The sequence below is a fragment of the Kiloniellales bacterium genome (genome assembly GCA_030064845.1).
Classification (GTDB): Bacteria; Pseudomonadota; Alphaproteobacteria; order Kiloniellales; family JAKSDN01; genus JASJEC01.
Map to the genome: position 1 here is coordinate 1 of JASJEC010000068.1, position 21792 is coordinate 21792.

The window sequence follows — 21792 nt, forward strand, 5'->3', positions numbered from 1 at the left end:
ACGTGCTTGAGGTTGCGCGCCGAGAGGTGGATCGCGAGCGTCGCGCCGGAAGCGCCCAAGGCGGCGAGCTCCTCGCCCGGCGGCATGGCCGAGGCCTTCATGGCGGTGCGGGTCAGCACCACGGTCTGGCTGACCCCCGGCAGGGTCAGCTCCTGGCCCAGGAGCGCCGCAGCCGCGGCGTAGGCCGGCACGCCCGGCGTGATGTCGTAGGCGATGCCGAGTTCCTTGAGGCGGCGGATCTGCTCGGCGATGGCGCCGTAGAGCGAAGGGTCGCCGGAGTGCACCCGCGCGACGTTCTGGCCGTCCCCGTCGGCGCGGCGCATCTCCTCGACGATCTCGTCCAGGGTGAGCGGCGCCGTGTCCAGGACCCGCGCGTCCGGCGCCGCGTGGGCCAGAACCTCCTCGGGTACCAACGACCCGGCATAGAGCACGACCGGGCAGGCGGCGATCAGGTCGCGGCCGCGCAGGGTTATCAGGTCGGCCGCGCCCGGCCCGGCGCCGATGAAATGTACGGTCATGCCGAAGCCTCCAGGTCGTCGGCCCGCTTGGCGGCGTAGCCGCGCGGCGTATAGACCCAGCAGCCGCCGTCACCGCGCGCCACGCGCCGGGTCTCACGCGAGCCGACCAGCACGACCGTCAGCATGTCGACGCGCGCCGGCGTCAGCTCCTTCAGATCGATCACCTCGACCGTCTCGCCTTCGCGGCCGAGGCGGCGGGCGAGCACGACCGGAGTCTCCGGCGGCCTCGCCCGGCCCAGGATCTCGACCGCCGCCTCGAGCTGGCGCTTGCGCCGCTGGGAGACGGGGTTGTAGAGCGCTACCACGAAGTCGCCCTCGGCGGCGGCCTTGAGGCGTCGCTCGATCGCCGGCCAGGGGGTCAGCAGGTCGGACAGCGAGATGGCGCAGAAGTCATGACCCAGGGGCGCGCCGATGCGCGCGGCCGCCGCTTGCAGGGCCGAGAGGCCCGGGGCGACCGAGATCGCGACCCGCTTCCACTCGGGGCGGTCCGCGCGGTCGAGGAGTTCGAAGACCAGGGCCGCCATGGCGTAGATGCCCGGGTCGCCGGAGCAGACCAGGGCCACCTGGCGGCCCGCGGCGGCGAGGTCGAGGGCCGCCCTGACTCGCGTCTCCTCCTCGCCGAGGTCGTAGTCGTGCCGCCGCTTGCCCTCGGCGAGGCCGCCGAGCAGGTCGAGATAGAGCCGGTAGCCGACCAGGTCCGAGGCCCCGGCCACCGCCGCCTCGACCTCCGGCGTGCGCCAGTTGGGATCACCGGGCCCCAGACCGATCACGGAAAGACGGCCGCGCGGCGCGCCGACCGGCCCGATCTGCCCGGGCGCCAGGGCGACGGCGCAGGTCCCGCGCGTCGAGCGGGTCTTTTCGACCAACAACCTGCCCTCCGGCCCGGCCGCCGCCAAGGCGGCACCTTCGGAGACCCCATGACACCCGACCTCGCGGAACACCAAGTCCGAAGGCCTGGAGAGTCGCGGCGTCTCGGCTTCCAGTCGGTCCGCATCGAAGAACCGGGCCTCGACGCCGAGCGCTTCGGCGACCGCGTGCACCGCCGCTTCGTCGGCCTTCAAGTCCAGCGAGTAGACGCCGGCCACCGCGGCTTCGGCGAGCCCGGCTTGCGCCAGGCAGCGGCGCGCCAGGGCGATCAGTTCCTCGGCCTCCGCACCCCGCTCACAGCCGAGACCGAGCGCCAGGCGCGCCGGGTGATAGATCAAGGTGAGATCCGAGCCCGCGCGCCGCTCCACGGTCACCTGGATGCTGAGCGCGCCGTCGTCGCGGAAAGGGATTCCGCTGTCGGAGAGCCAGGGCGCCGCGCCCTCCAACCGAACCGACGCGCCGTCGAGCAGCGCGGCACCGAAGGCCTTGTGGTGTTCGGGATTGGCCAGGCGCCAGCCCGGCGGCGGGTCGTCCAGCGCGACACCGAAGCGGCGGTCGCCTGCGGTGGTGATCGCCGGCGCGACCGCCAGAATGGCCCCGAGCCCCCGCGCCAGGGCATTGGCGCCGCGATGACCGCCGAGCAGCGGCACGACCGCCGCACCGTCCTCGGCCAGCGCGAGGACCGGCGGCTCCGCGCGCTTGTCCGAGAGGAGCGGCCCGAGGGCCCGCACCAGGATTCCGGCGGCGCAGAGACCGACGATCGGCCGCCCGGCCAGAAACAAATCCCTCAGGTGCTCCAGGGTATCCCGGAAAACCACCGGGGCCGCATCGGCCCGCCCGGCCAGGCCGTGTACCTCCGCGCGCGGCAGGGACTCCGCGAGCCGCAGCGCCAGCTCCGCGCCCTTGCCCGTCAGGGCGACGAAGACGACGGTCTCGGCGGCGGCGCTCATGCCCAGGCCTCCCCGCGCGTGTGGACCAGGATCATGGAGAAGTAGGGCACGGCGGCCGGGTCGACCGCGTCGAGCGGCAGGATCTTCTGGCTCGCCATGGTGGCGCGCTCGACATAGCGCGCCCGGCCGGCGAGACCGAGCTCCTCCAGCACGGAACGGATGCGCGGGAAGTGCCGGCCGACCTTGATTAGCGCGGCGGCCTGGCAATCCGCGAGGCGTGCTTTCAGCTCCGGGTCCGGCAGGGGCCCCGGCACCACCGACAGGACGTCGTTGCGCGCCGCCAGGGGCGCGCCGAGCACGGCGGCGCAGGCGGTCAGCGAGGAAACGCCGGGCACGACCTCGACGGGGAAGTCCTCGGCCATGCGTCCGAAGAGGTACATGAAGGAGCCGTAGAAGAAGGGATCGCCTTCGCAGAGCACGGCGACGTCGCGGCCCTCAGCGAGGTGACCGCCGAGCTCCGCGGCGCTGCGGTCGTAAACCTCCTGCGCCGGGAAGCGGGCGACCTCGATCGGCATGCGGATCGCGACTTCCGCCTGTCCGCCGGGCAGCAGGTCGGCGACGATTGCGCGGGCCAGGCTCTCGCCCTTCTCCGGCGCCGGGTAGGCGAGTACCGGCGCGGCGCGCAGGAGGCGCAGCGCCTTCACGGTGATCAGTTCGGGATCGCCGGGGCCGATGCCGAGTCCATAGAGGGTTCCGGTCATGGCTTGGTCACCGCGTAGGTCGTGACCGGCATGAGCGGCCGCCAGCCGGTAAAGGGGCCGACCGCCTCTGCCCGCGAGACGGCGATCCGGGTGAGCCGGCCGCCAATTGCGTCGCGCCAGGCGACAACCGCCTGCTCGCCTTCCAGCGTGACCACGTTGGCCACGAACCGACCGCCCGGCTTCAGGGCCCGCCAACAGGCTTCGAAGAGACCGTCGGTGCCGGCGCCGCCGCCAACGAAGACCGCGTCCGGCGCCTCCAGTCCGGCCAGCGCCCCCGGCGCCTCGCCCGCGACGATCTCCAGCTTGGGCGCGCCCAGCGCGGCCGCGTTCTCGGCGATGAAGGCCAAGCGGTCCGGATGCCGCTCGATGGCGATCGCCCGCGCCCGCGGCGCGGCGCGCATCCACTCAATCGCGATCGAGCCGCAGCCCGCGCCGACGTCCCAGAGCAGCTGTCCGGGGACCGGCGCCAGCGCGGCCAGGGTCGCCGCGCGCACCTCGCGCTTGGTGAGCTGTCCGTCGCTGCGGAAGGCCTCGTCGGGCAGGCCAGGCGTGCGCGGCAGCAGGGCCGCGCCCGCTCCGGCCACGCAAGCCACCGCGACGGTATTGAGGTCGGCGAGATCGTCCCGCGCCCAGGCCGCGGCGGTCCCTTCGATCAGCCTCTCCTTCTCGCCGCCCATGTGCTCCAGGACGGCGAGGCGGCTCTCGCCGTAGCCCCTTGCCGTCAGCAGTTCGGCGACCTGGCCCGGGGTCTCGCCGTTCTCGGAAAGCAGCAGCAGCCTGGCGCCGGGCTGCAGGTAAGCGTGGAGCAGTGCCAGCGGCCGGCCGTGCAGCGTCAGGCACTCCACGTCGGCGAGGCTCCAGCCGAGGCGCGCGGCGGCCAGCGAGAAGGCCGAGGGGCCCGGCAGGACGACCATCTCTTCCTGCTCGACGTGCCGCGCCAGGGTCACGCCGATGCCGTAGGCCATGGGATCGCCGGTCGCCAGCACGCAGATCTTCTGGCCGCGCCGGCCGGCGATCTCCTCGACCAGGTCGCGGATCGGGCTGGTCCAGGTCAGCCGCTCCCGGCCGTCGTCCGGCACCATGGCGAGGTGGCGCTTGCCGCCGACCAGGACCTCGGCCTGGTCGACCAGGGCGCGGGCCGCCGGGTCGAGCCCGCCCAGCCCGTCCTCGCCGAGCCCGACGATGGAGAGCCAGGGCATCATGCCGCACCGCCCGCCAGCGCGTTGACGGCCGCCGCCGCCAGGGCGCTGCCGCCGCGCCGGCCGCGCAGGGTGAGGTAGGGTATGCCGAGGTCGGCCTCGATCAGCGCTTCCTTCGACTCCGCGGCGCCGATGAAACCGACCGGAAAGGCGAGGATCGCCGCGGGCCTGGGCGCGCCGTCCCGTAGCTCCTCGAGCAGGCGGAAGAGCGCGGTCGGCGCGTTGCCGATCGCAACCACCGACCGCTTCAGATGAGGACGCCAGAGCGATACGGCCGCCGCCGAGCGGGTCGTCGCCTGCTCCCGCGCCAGGTCCGGGACCCGACGGTCGTTGAGCGTGCAGAGAATGTCAATGTCGCCGGGAAAGCGGCTCCTGATGATGCCCGCCGCCACCATGGTGCAGTCGACCAGGATGGGCGCACCGAGGTCGAAGGAAGCGCGTGCGGACTCGCCGACTTTGCCGCTCCAGGACAGGTCCCGGACGATCTCCGGCTCGCCGCAGGCATGGACCAGGCGCAGCACGACCCCGACCAGCGGCGCCGGCACCTGCGACAAGTCGGTCGCCGCCCGCACGGCCGCGAAGGACCGACGGTAGATCTCCTCCGGGTCGCGCAGGTAGTCGATGGCGGCCTCCTGGGTCATGGGTAGTGCCTATGTCGTGGAACAGGCTCCACTGTCATTGCCGGACGGGCGAAGCCCGAGTGCTCCGCACTTCCGGCAATCCAGGGGCGGCCGGCATCCCTGCATGCCCGGATCAAGTCCGGGCATGACAAGTGAGAGAAGGTGAACGTAAGCATCATGCCCTTAGCCCTGGGCGCGCTTCTTCATGGAGCGCGGGCCGAGCGGGTGGTCGGCGTGGGGATAGGGATGGTGGTGATGCCCGTGGCTATGTCCATGGCCATGGCCGTGGCTGTGACTATGACTGTGGCTGTGACTGTGCGCCTGGTCGCCGGCGTGCGCGTGGCCATGGCTGTGCCCGTGACTGTGACTATGGCTGTGGTCGTGCTTGTCAGCATCGGTGCCGATGCCTTCCACGTGATGGTGGTGGCTCTCCTGGGGCAGCCCGACCTCGGCCTCGAAGCCAAGAATCTGCTCTCGGTACTTGCAGAGCTTGCAGTTCATGTTGTTGTCGCCGGTTTCGATCTCCTGCACCCGCTCGGCGAAGGAATCGAGCACCAGGGGATGGTCTGAGAGGTAGGGCGCCTTGACGAACTGGATCTCCGGATGCCGCGCGGCCACCTTGTCCGTGTAGTCGTAGATCCGCTTGACCAGGACGCCGGTGAAGAGGAAGTAGGGAAAGACAACGATGCGCCGGTAGCCGAGCTTGGCCGCGTGCTCGAGGCCCGGCTCTACCAAGGGGAAGGTGACCCCGGAGTAGGCGGTCTCGCCCCAGCCGAAGCCGAGCCCCTCCCAGAGCATGCGCATCACCTTGGCGACATTGGAGTTGGCGTCGGGGTCCGAGGCGCCGCGCCCGACCACGACCAGCATGGTCTCGTGCAGCGGCACCTCGCCCTCCGCCTGCTCCAGGGCCTCGCGGATGCGCGCGCCGGCCGCGCCCAGCAGCTTGCCGTCGATCGCCAGCTCGCGTCCGTAGTGAATCTCCATTTCGGGATGCCGGGCCTGGTAGGTGCTGAGCACGGAAGGGATGTCGTTCTTCGCGTGCCCGGCGGCGAAGAGCATGCCCGGCACGGCCAGTACCTTGTCGTGCCCGCTCTCGCGCAGGCGGTCCAGGCCGTCGCGGATGATCGGAGTCGCGAACTCCAGAAAGCCGCTCTCGACCTGGTATTGCGGCAGCCGCTCGCGGATGCCCCGCGCGACAGAATCGAATTCGCGCACCGCCTCGACGTCCCGGCTGCCGTGGCCGCACACCATGACGCCGGTCTTGCTCCCATTCCCGTTCATAGCCCTTTTCCTTTCGCTTGCCTGGCGTTGACCCGGGTCATCGCCGGGACCAAGGTGCCGCCATGGCCGTGATACATCCCCATGACATGGCGCCCTGGGCGATCCTGCTGCTCGCGCTGCTGATCGACGCGCTTGCGGGCGACCCGCCCTGGCTCTACCGGCGCGTCCCCCACCCCGTGGTCTTGGTCGGGCGCCTGGTCGATCTCGCCGACCGCTGCCTGAACCGGGAGGGCGGGGCGCCGAGGGAGCGCTTCCTGGCCGGTCTCTTCGCGCTCAACGCGATCGTCGCCCTGGTGCTGGCGCTGGCCTGGATGGTTGCCTTCGTACTGGCGCAGTGGCCCTTCGGCTGGCTCGTCGAGGCGCTGCTGGCCAGCAGCCTGATCGCCTTTCGCGGACTCTACGACCATGTCCGCGCCGTCGCCGAGGGACTCGACCGCGGCCTCGCCGAGGGCCGCGCCGCGGTCGCCCACATCGTCGGCCGCGACCCGGAGAGCCTGGACGAGGCCGGCGTCGCCCGGGCCGCGGTCGAAAGCCTGGCCGAGAACTTTTCCGACGGCGTGGTCGCGCCCGTCTTCTGGTATCTCCTGCTCGGCCTGCCGGGGCTCTGCGCCTACAAGGCGGTCAACACGCTTGACTCCATGATCGGCCACCGCAGCGAGCGCTACCTCTACTTCGGGCGCGCAGCCGCCCGGCTGGACGACGCCGCCAACTGGGTTCCGGCACGCCTGGCCGCCGTCCTCGTCGTGCTGGCCGCCGGCCTGCTGCCGGGCGCCGCGCCGGGTCGGGCCCTGCAAGGCAGCCTGCGCGACGCGCCAAAGCACCGCTCGCCCAACGCGGGCTGGCCGGAGGCCGCCTTCGCCGGCGCCCTGGGCTTCGCCCTGGCCGGGCCGCGGCGCTACGGCGCGCAGGGCGTCGACGACCACTGGATGGGCGACGGCCGCCGGGATCTGGGAGTTGCCGATCTGCATGCTTCTTTGCGTCTCTACCTCGTCTGCGGCGCCGTGCTGGCGGCCCTCGCGGTCGTGGGATTGTTGCTCTCCCAGTCTCCGTAAACTGCTGTCATTGCCGGACGGGCGAAGCCCGAGCGCTTCGCGCTTCCGGCAATCCAGGGGCGGCTGGCAACCCTGGATGCCCGGGTCAAGCCCGGGCATGACAAGAGGGGCGGCTTGTTTCTGGCCATTGGCTACTTGCTTCCGATCTTGTCCGGCGGCGGTACGTCGAAGACCGCCACGGTGGTCTCGCCGGCGGCGACCCGGGCCAGCGCCTCCTCCTCGAAGGCAGCGTGGGCCTGACACTTGGCAAGCAAGGCCTCGCGGCCGGCGAGGGGGACCACGGCGAGGCCGTCGTCGTCGCCGATGACGAGGCTGCCCGGCTGCACGGTCACGCCGCCGAAGACGACGGTGCCGTTGATCTCGCCGCCCTCCTGGCGGTGCGGCCCACGCGCCATGGTCCAGCGGCAGAACACCGGAATGTCGTGCCAGCGGCGCAGGTTCGCGGGATCTCGGACCGCGCCGTCAACCACGATGCCGCGGAAACCGGCGGTGCGCGCGGCGCTGGTGACGATCTCGCCGACCATCGCCGTATCCCGGCGGCCGCCCGCCGCGATCACCATGACGGCCCCCGGCCAGCCCCGGGTCAGCGCGTGATGCACCGCCGAGATGTCGGCCGGCGGCGCCTCGACGGTCAGGGCCTGTCCGGCGAAGGCGACGCCCTGTGGCAGCGCGCGGATGTCCGGGTCGACGAAGGCGGCGCCGTCGGTGTCGTCGACGAGGATCGTGGTCGGGATCTTGGCCCAGGCGGCCAGTTCGGTTGGCGACAGGCGCTCGAAGGCGGGCTCGTGGACGACGACGGGCATGGCGGTCTATCCGAGGTTGGCGGTGCGGAGCGGAGCGGTCCGCGCGGCGGCGTCCAGCAGGCGATCGAGGTCGAGATGACTCTCCAGGTGATCGGCCAGGCGGTCGAGCGTGCCTTCGACCAGGGCGTCGTAGGCCGGGCCGCTGTGGGCACGAACTTTGATCCGTGCGAGGAAGGCCCGCCGGAAGCTGTCGGACGTGAAAAGTCCATGCAGGTAGCAGCCGGCGACCTTGCCGTCGGCCGAGACGGCGCCCTCGTCCTGACCGGCAAGGCGCAGCAGAGGCCGCGCGCGGCCCGGCCCTTCCGTCCTGCCGATGTGAATCTCGTAGCCTTGGACGGACTCGCCGCTCGCCAACTCGACCCCGCGCGACTCGACCAGCCTCTTGTCGCCGCCGAGCACCGTGTCGGTCTCGAGCAGGCCCAGGCCCTCGGCCTCGCCCGGCGGACCCTCGATGCCGTCGGGATCGGCGATGCGGCGGCCGAGCATCTGGTAGCCGCCGCACAGGCCGAGCAGCCAGCCGCCGCGGCGGAGATGGGCGGCGATGTCCTGATCCCAGGCCTGTTTCCGAAGGAAGGCGAGGTCGGACAGGGTCGCCTTCGACCCGGGCAGGATCACCAGGTCGGCGTCGCCCGGCAGCGCGCGGCCGGGCTCGACGAAGTCGACCGCGACCTCGGGCTCTGCCATCAGAGGATCGAGGTCGTCGAAGTTGGCGATGCGCGACAGCACCGGCACGGCGATCCTGATCGCGCCCGCGCCCGGCGCCTCGGGGTTCTGCACGGCGAGCGCGTCCTCGGCGGGCAGGGCGCGCGCCTCGGCGAAGTAGGGCACCACGCCAAAGGCCTCGAGGCCGGTCTCGCGGCCGATGATGGCGAGGCCGGAGTCGAACAGGCTGACGTCGCCGCGGAACCGGTTGATCACGTAGCCCGCCAGCAGCGCCCTCTCGGCCGGCGTCAGCAGGCGGTGCGTGCCGACCAGACTGGCGATCACGCCGCCCCGGTCGATGTCGCCGACCAGCACGACCGGCGCCCCAGCGGCCAGCGCGAAGCCCATGTTGGCGATGTCGCCCGCCCGCAGGTTGACCTCCGCCGCGCTGCCGGCGCCCTCGACCAGCATCAGGTCGGCCTCGCCGGACAGGCGTTCGTAGGATTCGAGCACGCGGGGCAGAAGCGTGGGCTTCAGTTGCTGATAGTCGTGCGCCTTGGCGGCGCCGACCACCCGGCCCTGGACCACGACCTGCGCACCCACCTCGCTCTGCGGCTTGAGCAGCACCGGGTTCATATCAACCACGGGGGCGACCCCCGCGGCGCGGGCCTGCAGCGCCTGGGCCCGGCCGATCTCGCCGCCGTCGACCGTCACCGCCGCGTTGTTCGACATGTTCTGCGGCTTGAAGGGGCGCACCCGGAGTCCTCGCCGCGTGAAGGCGCGGCAAAGACCCGCGACCAGGAGCGACTTGCCGACGTCGGAGCCGGTGCCTTGCAGCATGAGAGCGGGGACCGCGCTCAAAACTCTATCCCCTTCTGCGCCTTAACATTCTGCTCACGGAAGGGATGCTTGACCAGGGCCATCTCGGTTACCAGGTCGGCGGCCTCGATCAGGGGCTCCTTGGCGTTGCGTCCGGTGACCACGACGTGCAGGTCCTCGGGACGGTCGGCGAGGAAGCCGACGACTTCGTCGAGCGGCAGGTAGTCGTAGCGCAGCACGATGTTGAGCTCGTCGAGCAGGATAAGGTCGTAGCGCGGTTTGGGCCCGCGGCAGGCCTCGATCATCTCCTTGGATTTCTCCCAGGCCGCCTGCGCCGCTCGGATGTCGCGGGCACGGTCCTGGGTGTCCCAGGTGAAGCCCTCGCCCATGGTATGGATCTCGACCTGCTCGGGGAAGCGCTCGAGGACGTGGCGTTCGCCGGTCTCCCACTTGCCCTTCACGAACTGCACCACGCCGACCCGCATGCCGTTGCCGATGGCGCGGAACACCAGGCCGAAGGCCGCGGTCGACTTGCCCTTGCCCTTGCCCGTGTGGACGATCAGCAGGCCTTTCTCCTTGGTCTTGTCGGCCAGCATCTTGTCGCGCGCGGCCTTGCGCTTGCGCGCCTTCTCGTTGGCCCGGGCGTTGATCTCGTCTTGGCCCATCTCACTTCGAGCCGTCTTCTCGGTCATGATGCCTCCTCCAGCGCCTTTTCGGCCCAGCCGGTGAGGCGCGCGTGAGCCGAGTTGGAGCGCGGCGCCCAGAGGCCTCGCGCCTGGGCCTCGAGCAGGCGCTCGGCCATCTCCTTCAGCGCCGCCGGGTTGTTCTCTTCAAGGAAGTCGCGCACCGCCTCGTCTTCCAGGTAGGCCTCGTAGACCAGGTCGAAGTGGTGATCGGCGACGGCCCGCGCCGTGGCGGCGAAGGCGAAGAGGTAGTCGACGGTCGCCGCCATCTCGAAGGCGCCCTTGTAGCCGTGGCGCATGACGCCTTGGATCCATTTCGGATTGACCACGCGGGCGCGGACGACCCGGGCGACCTCCTCCTCCAGCGTGCGGATCTTCGGACTTTCGGGGCGCGAATGGTCGTTGTGATAGACCGCCGGCTGATGCCCGGAGAGATGTCGGACCGCCGCCGTCAGCCCGCCCTCGAACTGATAGTAGTCGTCGGAGTCGAGCAGGTCGTGCTCGCGGTTGTCCTGGTTGTGCAACACCGCCTGGACTTCCGAGAGCCGCGCCTCAAAGAGGCCCTGTTCCGGCGCGCCCGCCGCCCCGGCACCGTAGGCGTAGCCGCCCCAGGCGAGATAGGCGCGGGCCAGGTCCGCCTCGCTTTCCCAGCCGCGCTCGTCGATCAGGGCCTGGAGGCCCGCGCCGTAGGCGCCCGGCTTGGAGCCGAAGACGCGGAAGGCCGCGCGGCGGGCCGCGGTTTTCTCGTCGTACCCGCTCGCTTCCAGCGTCGCCCGGTCCGCGCGTACGCGTGCGGCCAGCGGGTTCATCGACTCGGGCTCGTCCAGCTCCGCGACCGCGCGTACGGCGGAATCGAAAAGGTCGATCTGCGCCGGGAAGGCGTCACGGAAGAACCCGGACACCCGGAGCGTAACGTCGACCCGGGGCCGGTCGAGCACCGAGAGCGGCAGGATCTCGAAGCCGGTCACCCGGCGCGAGGTCACTTCCCAGGTGGGACGTACGCCCATCAGTGCGAGACCCTGGGCGAGGTCGTCGCCGCCGGTACGCATGTTCGCCGTTCCCCAGGCCGAGAGCGCCAGGCGTTTCGGCCAGTCGCCCTGCTCCTGGCGGTAGCGCTCCAACAGCAGGCAGGCGGACTTCCAGCCGAGCGTCCAGGCCGCCGGCGTCGGTACCACGCGGGTGTCGACCGAGTAGAAGTTGCGCCCGGTCGGCAAGACCTCGGGGCGGCCCCTGGTCGGCGCGCCGGAGGGGCCGGGGAAGACCACACGCCCCTCCAGACCGGTCAGCAGGCCGCACATCTCGGCCGTGCCGCTGCGGCAGACGGCGGGACGCAGCTCGGTCTCGATGGCACCCAACACCGACAGGGTCCGTTCCCAAGCCGGGTCGGCGTGACGGCGATCGGCGACCAGATCCGCGGCCAGGATCTCCAGCCGTTCGACCGTGTCGCCCTGGGTACGCCACGGCGCCTCCCCCATCAGCGCGCCGGGTCTTGGACCCTTCCAAGCATCGCCCATCGCGCAATCCAGAGGGTCGAAGCCCCCGAAGCCCAGATCTCGGGCCAGGGCGCGCAGCAGCGAGGCGCCGCCACCCTCGCCCGAGCCGCGCGGCAGGCGGGTGAGCGCCACCAGCAGGTCGGTCAGCTGCTCGCCCTCGGGCGCGGAACCGAAGACGTGCAGGCCGTCGCGAATCTGCATCTCCTTCAGCTCGCAGAGATAGTTGTCGAGCTTGGCGAGCGCCTCTTCGCTGCTCTCCTGCGGCGCGATGCCGCAGTCCTTGTCGAGACCGCTGGAACGGGTGAGGTCGAGGATCTCCTTGGCCAGCACCTTTAGGCGGCGCGGATCGACGCCGGAAGCCTCGTAGTATTCGTCGACCAGGCGCTCCAGCTCGGCCAGCGGCCCGTAGCTCTCGGCGCGGGTCAGGGGTGGGGTCAGGTGATCGACGATCACCGCCTGGGCCCGGCGCTTGGCCTGGGTGCCCTCGCCAGGGTCGTTGACGATGAAAGGATAGAGGTGCGGCAGGGCGCCGAAGGCGGCTTCCGGGAAGCAGCCCGACGAGAGTGCCAGGGCCTTGCCCGGGAGCCATTCCAGATTGCCGTGCTTGCCCATGTGAACGACCGCCTGGACCCGCACCTGATGGCGCAGCCAGGCGTAGAACGCGAAGTAACCGTGCGGCGGCACCAGGTCGGGATCGTGATAGCTCGCCTGGGGATCGATGTTGTAGCCGCGCGCCGGCTGCAGTCCGACCACGACCGCGCCGCAGCGGAAGGCCGGCAGCGCGAAGGCGCCGCAATCGCTCCGGCCCGGCAGGAAGAACGGGTCGGCGTCCGGCGCGCCCCATCGCTCGTTTACCGCCACCTGCACGGAATCGGGAAGCGAAGCGAAGAAGATCTGATAGTCGGCGAGCGAAAGGCTCTCGCGCACGACACGCGCCGCGACACCGGCGTTGGTCGGACCTTCGCGCAGTCGCTCGACCAGGGCATTGCCGTCCGCGGGAATCTCTTCCACCCGGTAGCCGTCTTCCTTCAGCGCGCGCAGCACCTGGACGGTTGCGGCGGGCGTATCGAGCCCCACGCCGTTGCCCATGCGACCGTCCCGGTTCGGATAGTTGGCCAGCACCAGGGCGATCCGCCGTTCCTCCTGCGGCGTGCGCGCCAGGTCGAGCCAACGGGCGGCCAGCTCAACGACGAAGGCGATGCGGTCCGGCACCGGCTCGTAGACCACGACCGAGGACTGGGTCGCGGCGTCGTAGCGCGCCTCCCCCTTGAAAGAGACCGCACGGGTCAGGACGCGTCCGTCGACTTCGGGCAGCGCGACGTTCATGGCGATGTCGCGGGCCGATAGGCCCTGGGTGCCCTCGGCCCAGGAGTCCCGGCCACCGCCGGAGAAGACGACCTGCAGCACCGGCCCAGGGACCGCGTCGAAGGGCGTCGGGCTGCGGGCTGCGCCCGGCGAGGATACGGCGAAGCCCGTCCCGTTGAGCACCAGACCGGCCTTGGCCTCCCCGAGCAAGCTCGCCACCGTCTCGGCCGAAACCGGCTCCTTGAGGCTGGCGCAGTAGACCGGCAGCGGGTTGACGCCTTCCTGCCGCAGCGCGTCGATCAGGGCGTCGACCGGCGCCAGGTTGCCCGCCTGGAGCAGCGCCCGGTAGAAAACGATCGCGGCGACCGGCGCGCCCTCGGCCCAGTGTGCGCGCAGGTCTTCCAAGCTCGGTTGATCTTGCCCCGGCCAGTAGAGACCAGCGCGCAGCAAGGGCCGCGGCTCGATCCAGGACCCCTCTGCGCCGCCGAGGCTGGCCGCATAGGCCAGGAAGTTGCGGGCGTTCTCCGGCCCGCCGTGCACGCAGTACTGCCAGAGCCGGTGGCAGCCCTCGGGCGGCAGGTTGGAGAGACGGGATAGCTCCGCGTCGGGCTGGTCGTCGCCGGGCAGGAGGGCGAGCTTGATGCCTCTCTCCTCGGCGAGGTCCGTCAGCTGCTCGATCCCGTAGGGCCAATAGGAGACGCCGCCCAGGAGGCGCACGACGATCAGCTTCGCCTTCGCCAGCACGCCATCGAGATAGAGATCGACCGAGAGGTTGTGGGAAAGCTGCATCAGGTTGGCGAGGCGCAGGCTGGGGAACCCTTCGCCGAAGCCTGCGCGGGCGTTCGCCAGGGCGGCGAGATCGGTGTCGGCGGCCGACAGGACAACGATGTCCCCCGGGGTCTGCCCCAGGTCCACGGCCTCGGAGCCGTCGGCGATCGCGCCGGGTTTGGCCTGCAGGAGGTGCATGGCTGCGCCTTAGCTCGCGGCCAGTCCCGCGCGGATCGCGGCTTCGTCCATGCCGGCCTCGCCGATCACGACCAGTCGGGTCGAGCGGCGCTCCGCAGGGCGCCAGTCTCGGTCGAAGTAGTGCTGGAAGCGCCCGCCGACGCCCTGAATCACGAGGCGCATGGGCTTTCCGGCGACCGCCGCGAAGCCCTTGATGCGCAGAATGCCGTGCTCGGCGGCGACCCGCCGCAGGCCCTGCAGCAGGGGCGCGGGGTCGGCGACCTCGCCCAGGTCCACCGCGAAGCTCGCGAAGTCGTCGTGGTCGTGATCGTCGGCGCTGTCGTGGTGCGAGGGCCGCTGGTCGAGGTCATCCTCGGCCGCCGCGTCCAGTCCGAGCAGAACCGCCGCGTCGATCGCGCCGTGGGCCGCCTGGACCACCTTGACCTCGCGCCGGAGCTGTCCGCCGATCTCGTCCCGCAATGCCATCAACTCGTCGGCGGACAGGAGATCCGACTTGTTCAGCACCACCAGGTCGGCGGCGGAGAGTTGATCCTCGAACAGCTCTTCCAGGGGACTGTCGTGGTCCAGCGCCTCGTCGGCCCGGCGCTGGGCGTCGACCGCATCGGGATCGCCGGCGAAGAGGCCGTCGCGCACCGCGGGCCCGTCGATCAGCGTGATGACGCCGTCGACCGTGACCCGGGTGCGGATTTCCGGCCAGTTGAAGGCCTTGACCAGGGGCTTCGGCAGCGCCAGGCCCGAGGTCTCGATGACAATGTGGTCGGGTGGCTCGGGCCGGTCGAGCAGCGCCTCCATGGTCGGGACGAAGTCGTCGGCCACGGTGCAGCAGAGGCAGCCGTTGGCCAGCTCCATGACGCTGTCCTCCTCGCAGCCCTCGACGCCGCAGCCCTTGAGGATCTCACCGTCGATCCCGAGGTCGCCGAACTCGTTGATGATCAGGGCGATCCGCGTGCCGTTCGCGGTCGCCAGCAGGTGGCGGATGGTCGAGGTCTTGCCGGCGCCGAGGAAGCCGGTGATGACCGTCGCCGGGATCTTGGTCTCTCGTTTCATGGTGGTATTCCCATCAAGCCTGCTTGAGGACGAGCGTCTGGCCGGCGATCAGGAAGCGGACCGACTGGGCCGCACCGGCCACGGCCTGGTGAAGACGGCCGGCATGGTCGACGAAGGCGCGCGCCAAGGCGTTGACCGGCACGACGCCCTGGCCGACCTCGTTGGACACGAAGACCACGGGCCCGGCGAGATCGGGCAGGGCGGCCAGGAGACGCTCGGTCTCCTGCTCGATCGGCCGTTCCGCGCCCATCAAGTTGCTGAGCCAGAGCGTCAGGCAGTCGACCAGGACGGCCGCCTCGGGCCGCGCGGCGCGGCTGAGCGCGCCGGCCAGGTCCAGCGGCTCTTCGATCGTCTGCCAGCGCGAGCCCCGCCGCGCGCGGTGCCGGCGGATCCGCTCGGTCATCTCGGCGTCGCCGGCCTCGGCGGTGGCCAGGTAGATGCAGGGACCCGCCTGCGCCTCGACCAGGGATTCGGCGTGGCGGCTCTTGCCCGAACGCGCCCCGCCCAGAACGAGCGTGACCGGAGGCAGCGCGACGGCCGCGGCTGATCGATCGGTCGGCATGGGCGACTCCCTTCCACCCCCAAACCCATGCCATTTGCGAAGCGGGCGCGTGCCGCCGTGCGGCCGCCCCATTTCCCGCCGGTTCGCCCCGCCCGGCGGTTTCGCAAAGGCGCGCGCGACGGCAGGTCTCCTGACTCGCGGGTTACGGCCTTGCGCCCTGCCTTCCCGGTTGCCCAGTGGCATGACCGACGCCGGCCACCCGCCCACAGTTGCGGGGGCAGTCGAGGCCTTGGCCGCCTATCAAGGGCCGCCGCACCCCGTTCCCTCTTCATTTCCGACGGGGCCCTTCGGGATCCCGCGGAAAACCGTCGCGGGACCGACACTAAGCCAGTTCAAAGGAAGATGACAAACAAAACAAGCGCGGCCCCCGAACGCGCGGCATCAGCGCGCCAGAGCGATTTTTCCTCGGGGCTCGCGGGCCTGCCAGCCGTGGCGTTCCAACTCGGGATCCAGATGCTCTTCCTCCGGATGGCCGATGCAGAGGTAGGCGACGAGAGCCCAAGTTTCCGGCACTTCGAGCACCGCGGCGACGTCCGCAGGATCGAGGATGGAAACCCAGCCGACACCGATTCCCTCGGCCCGGGCGGCGAGCCAGAGGGTATGGACCGCGAGCACCGCCGAATAGCGCAGCGTTTCGGGCATGGTCGCGCGCCCCAGGCCGCAGCCGGCGGCCGGATCCTCGTCCGCGAACACCGCCAAGTGCACCGGCGCCTCCTTGAGGCCGGCCAGCTTGAGCTGCGCATAGAGCGCCGCCCGTTCACCGCTGTAGCTGCCGAGCGCCGCGTGGTTGCAGCGCTCGAAGTTCTCGATCACCGCCGCCCTGCGCGCCGGGTCGTCGACCGTGACGAAGCGCCAGGGCTGGGCGTTGCCGACCGAGGGCGCCAGGCTGGCGAGATCGAGCAGCCGCGCGAAGGTCGCCGGGTCCACCGGATCCCGCCGGAAGCGCCGCACGTCGCGCCGCCAGGCGAGAAGCGCCGCCAGGCTGTCGCAGAAGGACCGGTCGAACTGGGGCATGGCGAAAGGCGAAACGAACCGCGCTCTGATCTGCTCGAGGCGGCAAGCGTCGAACGCGGCGCGGGCAGCGTCAAGGATTTCCTCGCCCGGAGATGCGACTCGGGATTGCGGGACTTGGGTCCAAGGCGCTAAGCTAGATGTTCGTGCTTCTCGGAACGAAAAAAGGACCACGCCGTTAGGGCGGCGTGGTCCGAGTTTCGGGAGGAAACGCCATAGGCGTCGTTGGCGAGCGGTTGGGGGACAATCGTCAGGCTGTACGACTCACCCGATCCCGCCAACGGCGTTCAGGTTCTCATCTCGCATCGCAGCATTACAAGCTTTTTTTGCGCCCTTCCGCTAGGCAGCAGTGCTCCCTCACGGCCGTTAACGGCATGGCGCGGCCACGCCTGATAGCGACGTAACACTCTAATTTTCTTGAAAGTATTGCGGTTTTGACGAATCAGCGGCCTCGCTCGTGAGCACCCTGCACACAATTTGTGCAGCGCAAAAAATCCCGCTATCCGGCGCGGACCCACGACCGAGGAAGACTGTCGCCGATCAGGATCTACGACTCGACCACGCCGGCCTCAAGGTCATCAGTAAAGTCGCTCAGCCCGGCCGGTGGGCCACCGCCAGCCCAAGCGCGACGCAGGCCAGGCCGGCGAGGAAGAGCCCGCTGACCGTCTCCCCCAGCAGAACCGCGCCCAGCACCGTCGCGGTCACCGGACCGAGCGAGAGGAAGACCGCGACCTTGGTCGGCGTGGTGTGCCGCAGCGCCCAGAGCCAGAGGTAGTAGCCCAGTGCCGAGTTGCCGCCGATGAAGAGGATGGCGAGCCAGCCGCCGAGGGTGAACTCGGGCACCTCGTCGAAGAAGCCCTCGCCGGCGGCCAGCGCCGCCAGAAACAGCACCGAGGCGAACATGGCGAAGGCGCCGACCTGGAGCGGCGGGTACCTGGCGACATAGGGCCGGTAGAAAACGCTGCAGAGCGCGCCGGTGAAGGCGCTGGCGAAGACCGCCCCGGCGCCGATCCAGAGCTCGGCGTCGAGTTCCGGCAAGAAGAGCTGCTCGCCGAGCGCGCAGGCGACGCCGAGGATGGTAAGGACCACGCCGGCCAGCTTGGCCAGCGTCATGGCCTCGGCCCGCAGCAGCGCGGCGAGCACGAGGGTGAGCAGCGGGAAGGTCGCAAAGATCAGCGCGCCGAGGCCCGAGGCGATGTACTGCAGGCCGAAGTTCAGAAGCGCGATCAGGATGCCGAACTGGCCGATGCCGAGCAGCGCGACCGGCAGGAGATCGCGCCGAGCGAAGCGCACCCGCGTCGACATCAGGACCGGCGGCAGCAGTAGGACCACGCCGAGCAGATAGCGTAGCAGGGCGAGCGAAGCCGGATCGGTCTGGCCGATGACATAGCGCGTCGCGACGATGGCCGAGCCGACCAGCACGCCGGTCCCGGCCGCCGCTAGGGGCGCCAGATAGCGGTACCGCTCCGGCTGTTCTCTCCGCGCCGACGAGGTCACGTATCGCCTCTAGTGTTGGACACTGCGGGAAACCCTCGCTGTCACGCCATGGACTAAGCCCGCAAGCCCAGCATTATCACTCGCGCTGGAAGACGGGATTGCCCGGCTACTTCCGATCCCTAGGGGATGCTCGGGGTCGGCGCGAAGATTGGCGAGCATCGCCAAGGTCTCGACCTGCCTAGAGCAGATCCGGGTTTGACTGAATCGCCGGAGGCGATCCATCAAACCCCGTGAATCTGCACTAAACCTCCAAAGCAGAGCGGATTCACATGTTTAGTTAGAGACCACGAAGTGGTTCCAAACATGATCCGCTCTAGGCACCCCGATCCCTGGCGCGCTGTCTGGCGTGGGTGCCGGCGATGCTTCTCACCGTGCGAACGACCTCTTCGTCGGAAAGGGGAGGCTGGCAGCGCACACGGTTCCAAGAGAGCAGCAGCTCGGTCACGACTTCCAGATCCACCTCGTGCCACAGCAGATGGCCGGTCAGCGAGGCGATCGTGTCGTTGCGCGACCCTTCCGGAACGCCCTCGCGCACCAGGCCTCGCCAATGGCTCAGCGGGTGGCCGGGATGGTCCCGGTCGCCCCGGACCAGGTTCAGCAGCCACGACGGCATCCGCGCCAGGCGCGTCTCGTCGGGATGGTGCGAAACTTCCCACGCGTAGGGACGGCCCGAGGCGTGGCTCGACGGCGGCGCCACCACCATGCCGCCGTCGCCGCGCAGGTCGATACCCGGCGCCAGCCCGACCTTGTTGCGCAGCACCCCGCCGGGGTGCTCGAAGTAGAGATGCTGGCCGCCACCACCGGTCAAGGCTTCCACCGTAGGCGGCAGCGGTCCGTGCTCCCGTTCCAGCGCGCGCAGGCTCTCGTCGCCTTCGTGGCGCGGATCCACGTCGAGCACGACCAGGCCGGAGACCGCGCCGGTCACGATCGCCAGGTTCGCGCCCGGCCAACGGCTGAACCAGCCCTCGACTTCCGATGCCGCCGGCAGACGGTTCTGAAAAGCCTCCCAGCGCACCAGGGGCCGCTTTCCTCCCGGCTCGACCGGGATCACCGACCAGCCCCGCGCCAAATAGGCGAGGGCGGGCGCTGCGCAGTCCGGGGACGGCATGGCACGCGTGCCTTCTCGATCAGTGGCGCTTCTTGCCGATCAGCTTGGAGATCGTCTCTTCGGTGCGCTCGACCAGGGCCTCGAAGGGGCTCTGCGGCTCGACCAGAGCGCCGCAGCCGGGGCAGATCAGGCCCTCCTCCAGATCGTAACCTTCGGGCAGGGTCACGATCGGATGATCGCATTGCGGGCACTTGATGCTCACGCGGTTCTTCTGCTCGGACATGTCACCGTCTCCCATCTCTTCGCCGGCACTCAGAAGCGCGGCACGTCGGGTTCGTCCAGGTCGATCTTCAGGCTGAGGAACTCGAGCAGATCCTTCAAGGCGATCACGCCAACGAGGCGTTCGCCGTCGACCACCAGAAGCCGGCTGTTGCCGCTGCGGCGCATGACCGAGAGGGCGGCGACGCATTCGGTGCCGAGGGCGATGCTGTTGTCGTCCGACGCCGGTTGCATGACCTCCGAGACCTTCCGGTCGTTCCATTCGTTGCGCGGCACGTGCTTGACGTGCTTGACGCTGATCAGGCCAAGGACCCGATCGCCGTCGACGACCGGAAAGAAGTCGTGATGGAACGCGTAGATGTAGTCCTCAATCAGGTCGCGAAGCGAGAGATCGGGCGGTACGGTGACCGGGTCGCGGGTCATGAAACTCGCCAGTGGCTGGCCTTCGAGCAGCCGGCGGCTGATCAGCTGATAGTAGGAGGCATTGGCGGCGCCGCGCAGGAACAGACCGATGACGAACCACCACATGCCGCCGACCAGGTTGCCGCCGACGATGTTGAGCACTCCGATCGCGATCAGAAAGAGCCCGAAGATCTCCCCGCTGCGGGTCGCCTGGCGCGTGCTCCATCTCAGGTCGCCCTTCCACTGCCAGAGAACGGCGCGCAGCATCCGACCACCGTCCAGGGGGAAGGCCGGAACGAGATTGAAGACGGCGAGCACCAGATTGATCAGGGCGAGATAGCGCAGGACGGCCAGGACATTGACCGGCAGGGCGCCGGCCTCGCCGACAACCGACAGGAGATAAAAGCCGGCCGCGAGGATCAGGCTGGCGATCGGCCCGGCGACGGCCATCAAGAGCTCGGTCATCGGATGAGACGGCTCGGCCTCCATCTCGGCGACGCCGCCGAAGATGAAAAGCGTGATCCCCTTGATCTCCAAACCATAGTGGCGCGCCACCACAGCGTGCGAGAGCTCGTGGAAGATGATCGAAACGAAGAGTCCGATCGCCCCGGCGGCCCCCATGAGCCAATAGGTCTCCGTCTGGAACCCGCTGTAGTAGAGGGGGAAGTAGCCCTTGGCCAGGGACCAGGTCACCAGGATTGCCAGGATCAGCCAGCTCGCATCGGCGCGAACCTTGAAACCGACCAATTCGAAGAGATCGACCTGCTTTCCGAACATTCTCGTCACTCCGCGATCAGAGCGAACCTGGGAGGTCTCGGCTCATTCCCGCTGGCCGGCTCCGGGAGCGACGGCACCGCTCGAGGCGAGAAGGCGGCTTAGAGACCCTGCGCGCTCGACGGTACGAGCATCCCAGTCATTGTTGAAGTAGCCGTGAATCGCCAGTCCGTCCTTGCGCCACGTCAAGATCGGGCTGTCGGGATCATCGGGGCCTTAGAGCGGATTCACGCGATTGAATGGACCGCCCCAGGCGAGTCCATTCAATCGCGATCTGCTCTAGCCGCGCCTGTCGGCCCGTTAGACGGCCATTCAGGGCCCGAAGGGTCGACAGGGGACCTCGCGGCCGGCCTGAGAGCCCTAGTCGACGATATGCCGCTTGCCGAGCGGATCCACCGTGCTGGCCTGAGGCCCTTCGGCACTCTCGCCCTCGGCCACGACGATGCGCACCTCGTCACCCGGGGACAGCTTGCCGAAGGCGTCGCGCAGCACGCTGTTCCGATGGAAGTAGATCTCCTGGCCGTCGGAGGACTGGATGAAGCCGTAGCCCTCCTCGGGGAAGATCCGCAAGACCTTGCCGTGGGGCGGAACCTCGTGGGTCTTCACTTTGCCTTCCAGCCTGCGGCCATGGTCCTCGAGCTGACGGCGCGCGGCATCGAAGGCATCCCGGATCGCGACGTAGACGTCCTCGTGGGCATGATTGTTCTTGGGGTGGCGGCTGACCACGATCTCTTTGCCGGGCACGCCCAGGTCGATGCGCACGTGGTAGATCTTGCCCTTGCGGTGATGCCGGTCCGGCGCCTCGACGACCACGCGGCAGCTCGTCAAGCGGCCGAAGTACTTCTCGAGCTTTTCGGCGCGCTCGCGCACCCTCGCCTCGATCGCGTCCGATTTGTCCATGTTGCGAAAGGAAATCTGCAGCGGAACATCCATGGTGGTTCTCGTTCTCCCGGTTCGTTTGACGGCAGTTTAGCCCTTTATGCAGACGAGGGGTTCCAGTCTCGCGACCCGGCGGACGAGGCCCGCCGCGGCTGGCCGAGGAGGCGAAGACCTCGAGGGTGCGCTGCGCGATGATCTGACGTTCGGCGAAGGCACTGCTGATACGTAACCGCAGGCCGCTACCGGCGTCGTGCGGAAACGGCTCCCGGCCGGATTGCCGGGGGTATCGCCAGCCACTTCGCCGGCTCTCGCGCCTGCAACCAAGCTATTGCGCAACCGCGATCCTCCGCTGCTTCGATATCATGCCTGGATTATAGCTGCGCGGCGCAGGCCC

At 69.8% G+C, this 21792-nt stretch carries 19 protein-coding genes and 1 riboswitch; of the genes, 1 reads left to right on the plus strand and 18 read right to left on the minus strand.

Translation table 11 applies throughout. The features are described 5' to 3' along the window. The 6 genes from QNJ67_18675 to QNJ67_18700 form a co-directional block, all read right to left on the minus strand. The coding region (locus QNJ67_18675) for an SAM-dependent methyltransferase (protein MDJ0611006.1) at positions 1–518 on the minus strand (518 nt) is incomplete at its 3' end. Next, positions 515–2335, minus strand: coding sequence for a precorrin-3B C(17)-methyltransferase (gene cobJ, locus QNJ67_18680; protein MDJ0611007.1), 1821 nt, complete (start codon positions 2333–2335; stop codon positions 515–517). The genes QNJ67_18675 and cobJ, both read right to left, overlap by 4 nt. Beyond that, entirely contained in the window at positions 2332–3036 is a 705-nt protein-coding gene (locus tag QNJ67_18685) for a precorrin-2 C(20)-methyltransferase (GenBank protein ID MDJ0611008.1), read from the minus strand. The genes cobJ and QNJ67_18685 overlap by 4 nt, the downstream gene beginning before the upstream one ends. Further along, positions 3033–4238, minus strand: a complete 1206-nt coding sequence (gene cbiE, locus QNJ67_18690; protein MDJ0611009.1) for a precorrin-6y C5,15-methyltransferase (decarboxylating) subunit CbiE — start codon at positions 4236–4238, stop codon at positions 3033–3035. The genes QNJ67_18685 and cbiE overlap by 4 nt, the downstream gene beginning before the upstream one ends. Further along, positions 4235–4876 (minus strand): precorrin-8X methylmutase, encoded by a 642-nt coding sequence (locus QNJ67_18695; protein MDJ0611010.1) that lies wholly within the window; start codon positions 4874–4876, stop codon positions 4235–4237. Before QNJ67_18695 ends, cbiE begins: the two co-directional genes overlap by 4 nt. 162 nt (positions 4877–5038) lie before the next feature. Then, a complete protein-coding gene (locus QNJ67_18700; protein ID MDJ0611011.1) occupies positions 5039–6136 on the minus strand; it encodes a sirohydrochlorin chelatase in 1098 nt (365 codons plus the stop codon). Between the two features lie 62 nt (positions 6137–6198). Between QNJ67_18700 and cbiB the strand changes: the two genes are divergently transcribed. After that, positions 6199–7188, plus strand: a complete 990-nt coding sequence (gene cbiB, locus QNJ67_18705; protein ID MDJ0611012.1) for an adenosylcobinamide-phosphate synthase CbiB — start codon at positions 6199–6201, stop codon at positions 7186–7188. Between the two features lie 131 nt (positions 7189–7319). Here cbiB and QNJ67_18710 read toward each other — a convergent pair whose 3' ends face one another. The 12 genes from QNJ67_18710 to QNJ67_18765 form a co-directional block, all read right to left on the minus strand. Continuing rightward, on the minus strand, positions 7320–7991 hold the full coding sequence (locus QNJ67_18710; GenBank protein ID MDJ0611013.1) for an RraA family protein: 672 nt from the start codon (positions 7989–7991) through the stop codon (positions 7320–7322). A gap of 6 nt (positions 7992–7997) precedes the next feature. Beyond that, positions 7998–9473, minus strand: coding sequence for a cobyric acid synthase (locus QNJ67_18715; protein MDJ0611014.1), 1476 nt, complete (start codon positions 9471–9473; stop codon positions 7998–8000). 17 nt (positions 9474–9490) lie between these two features. Further along, complete coding sequence (gene cobO / locus QNJ67_18720) at positions 9491–10117, minus strand: cob(I)yrinic acid a,c-diamide adenosyltransferase (GenBank protein MDJ0611015.1); 627 nt, start codon at positions 10115–10117, stop codon at positions 9491–9493. A gap of 23 nt (positions 10118–10140) precedes the next feature. Next, positions 10141–13899: a cobaltochelatase subunit CobN gene (gene cobN / locus QNJ67_18725; protein MDJ0611016.1), complete on the minus strand. Its 3759-nt coding sequence runs from the start codon at positions 13897–13899 to the stop codon at positions 10141–10143. 9 nt (positions 13900–13908) lie between these two features. Then, positions 13909–14946, minus strand: coding sequence for a cobalamin biosynthesis protein CobW (gene cobW, locus QNJ67_18730; protein MDJ0611017.1), 1038 nt, complete (start codon positions 14944–14946; stop codon positions 13909–13911). Positions 14947–14959: 13 nt separating this feature from the next. Then, positions 14960–15508, minus strand: coding sequence for a bifunctional adenosylcobinamide kinase/adenosylcobinamide-phosphate guanylyltransferase (gene cobU, locus QNJ67_18735; protein MDJ0611018.1), 549 nt, complete (start codon positions 15506–15508; stop codon positions 14960–14962). A gap of 102 nt (positions 15509–15610) precedes the next feature. Further along, a riboswitch (cobalamin riboswitch) is annotated at positions 15611–15833 on the minus strand. A gap of 56 nt (positions 15834–15889) precedes the next feature. After that, positions 15890–16522 (minus strand): 5,6-dimethylbenzimidazole synthase, encoded by a 633-nt coding sequence (gene bluB / locus QNJ67_18740; GenBank protein ID MDJ0611019.1) that lies wholly within the window; start codon positions 16520–16522, stop codon positions 15890–15892. A 588-nt stretch (positions 16523–17110) separates the two neighbouring features. Next, entirely contained in the window at positions 17111–18016 is a 906-nt protein-coding gene (locus QNJ67_18745) for a DMT family transporter (protein MDJ0611020.1), read from the minus strand. A gap of 313 nt (positions 18017–18329) precedes the next feature. After that, entirely contained in the window at positions 18330–19124 is a 795-nt protein-coding gene (locus tag QNJ67_18750) for a bifunctional DNA primase/polymerase (protein ID MDJ0611021.1), read from the minus strand. A gap of 19 nt (positions 19125–19143) precedes the next feature. Beyond that, positions 19144–19347, minus strand: coding sequence for a hypothetical protein (locus tag QNJ67_18755; GenBank protein MDJ0611022.1), 204 nt, complete (start codon positions 19345–19347; stop codon positions 19144–19146). A gap of 29 nt (positions 19348–19376) precedes the next feature. After that, on the minus strand, positions 19377–20522 hold the full coding sequence (locus QNJ67_18760) for a site-2 protease family protein (protein MDJ0611023.1): 1146 nt from the start codon (positions 20520–20522) through the stop codon (positions 19377–19379). 357 nt (positions 20523–20879) lie between these two features. Then, the gene (locus tag QNJ67_18765; GenBank protein ID MDJ0611024.1) at positions 20880–21452 is read right to left on the minus strand and encodes an HPF/RaiA family ribosome-associated protein; all 573 of its coding nucleotides are present in this window, start codon (positions 21450–21452) and stop codon (positions 20880–20882) included. Between the last annotated feature and the right edge of the window lie 340 nt (positions 21453–21792).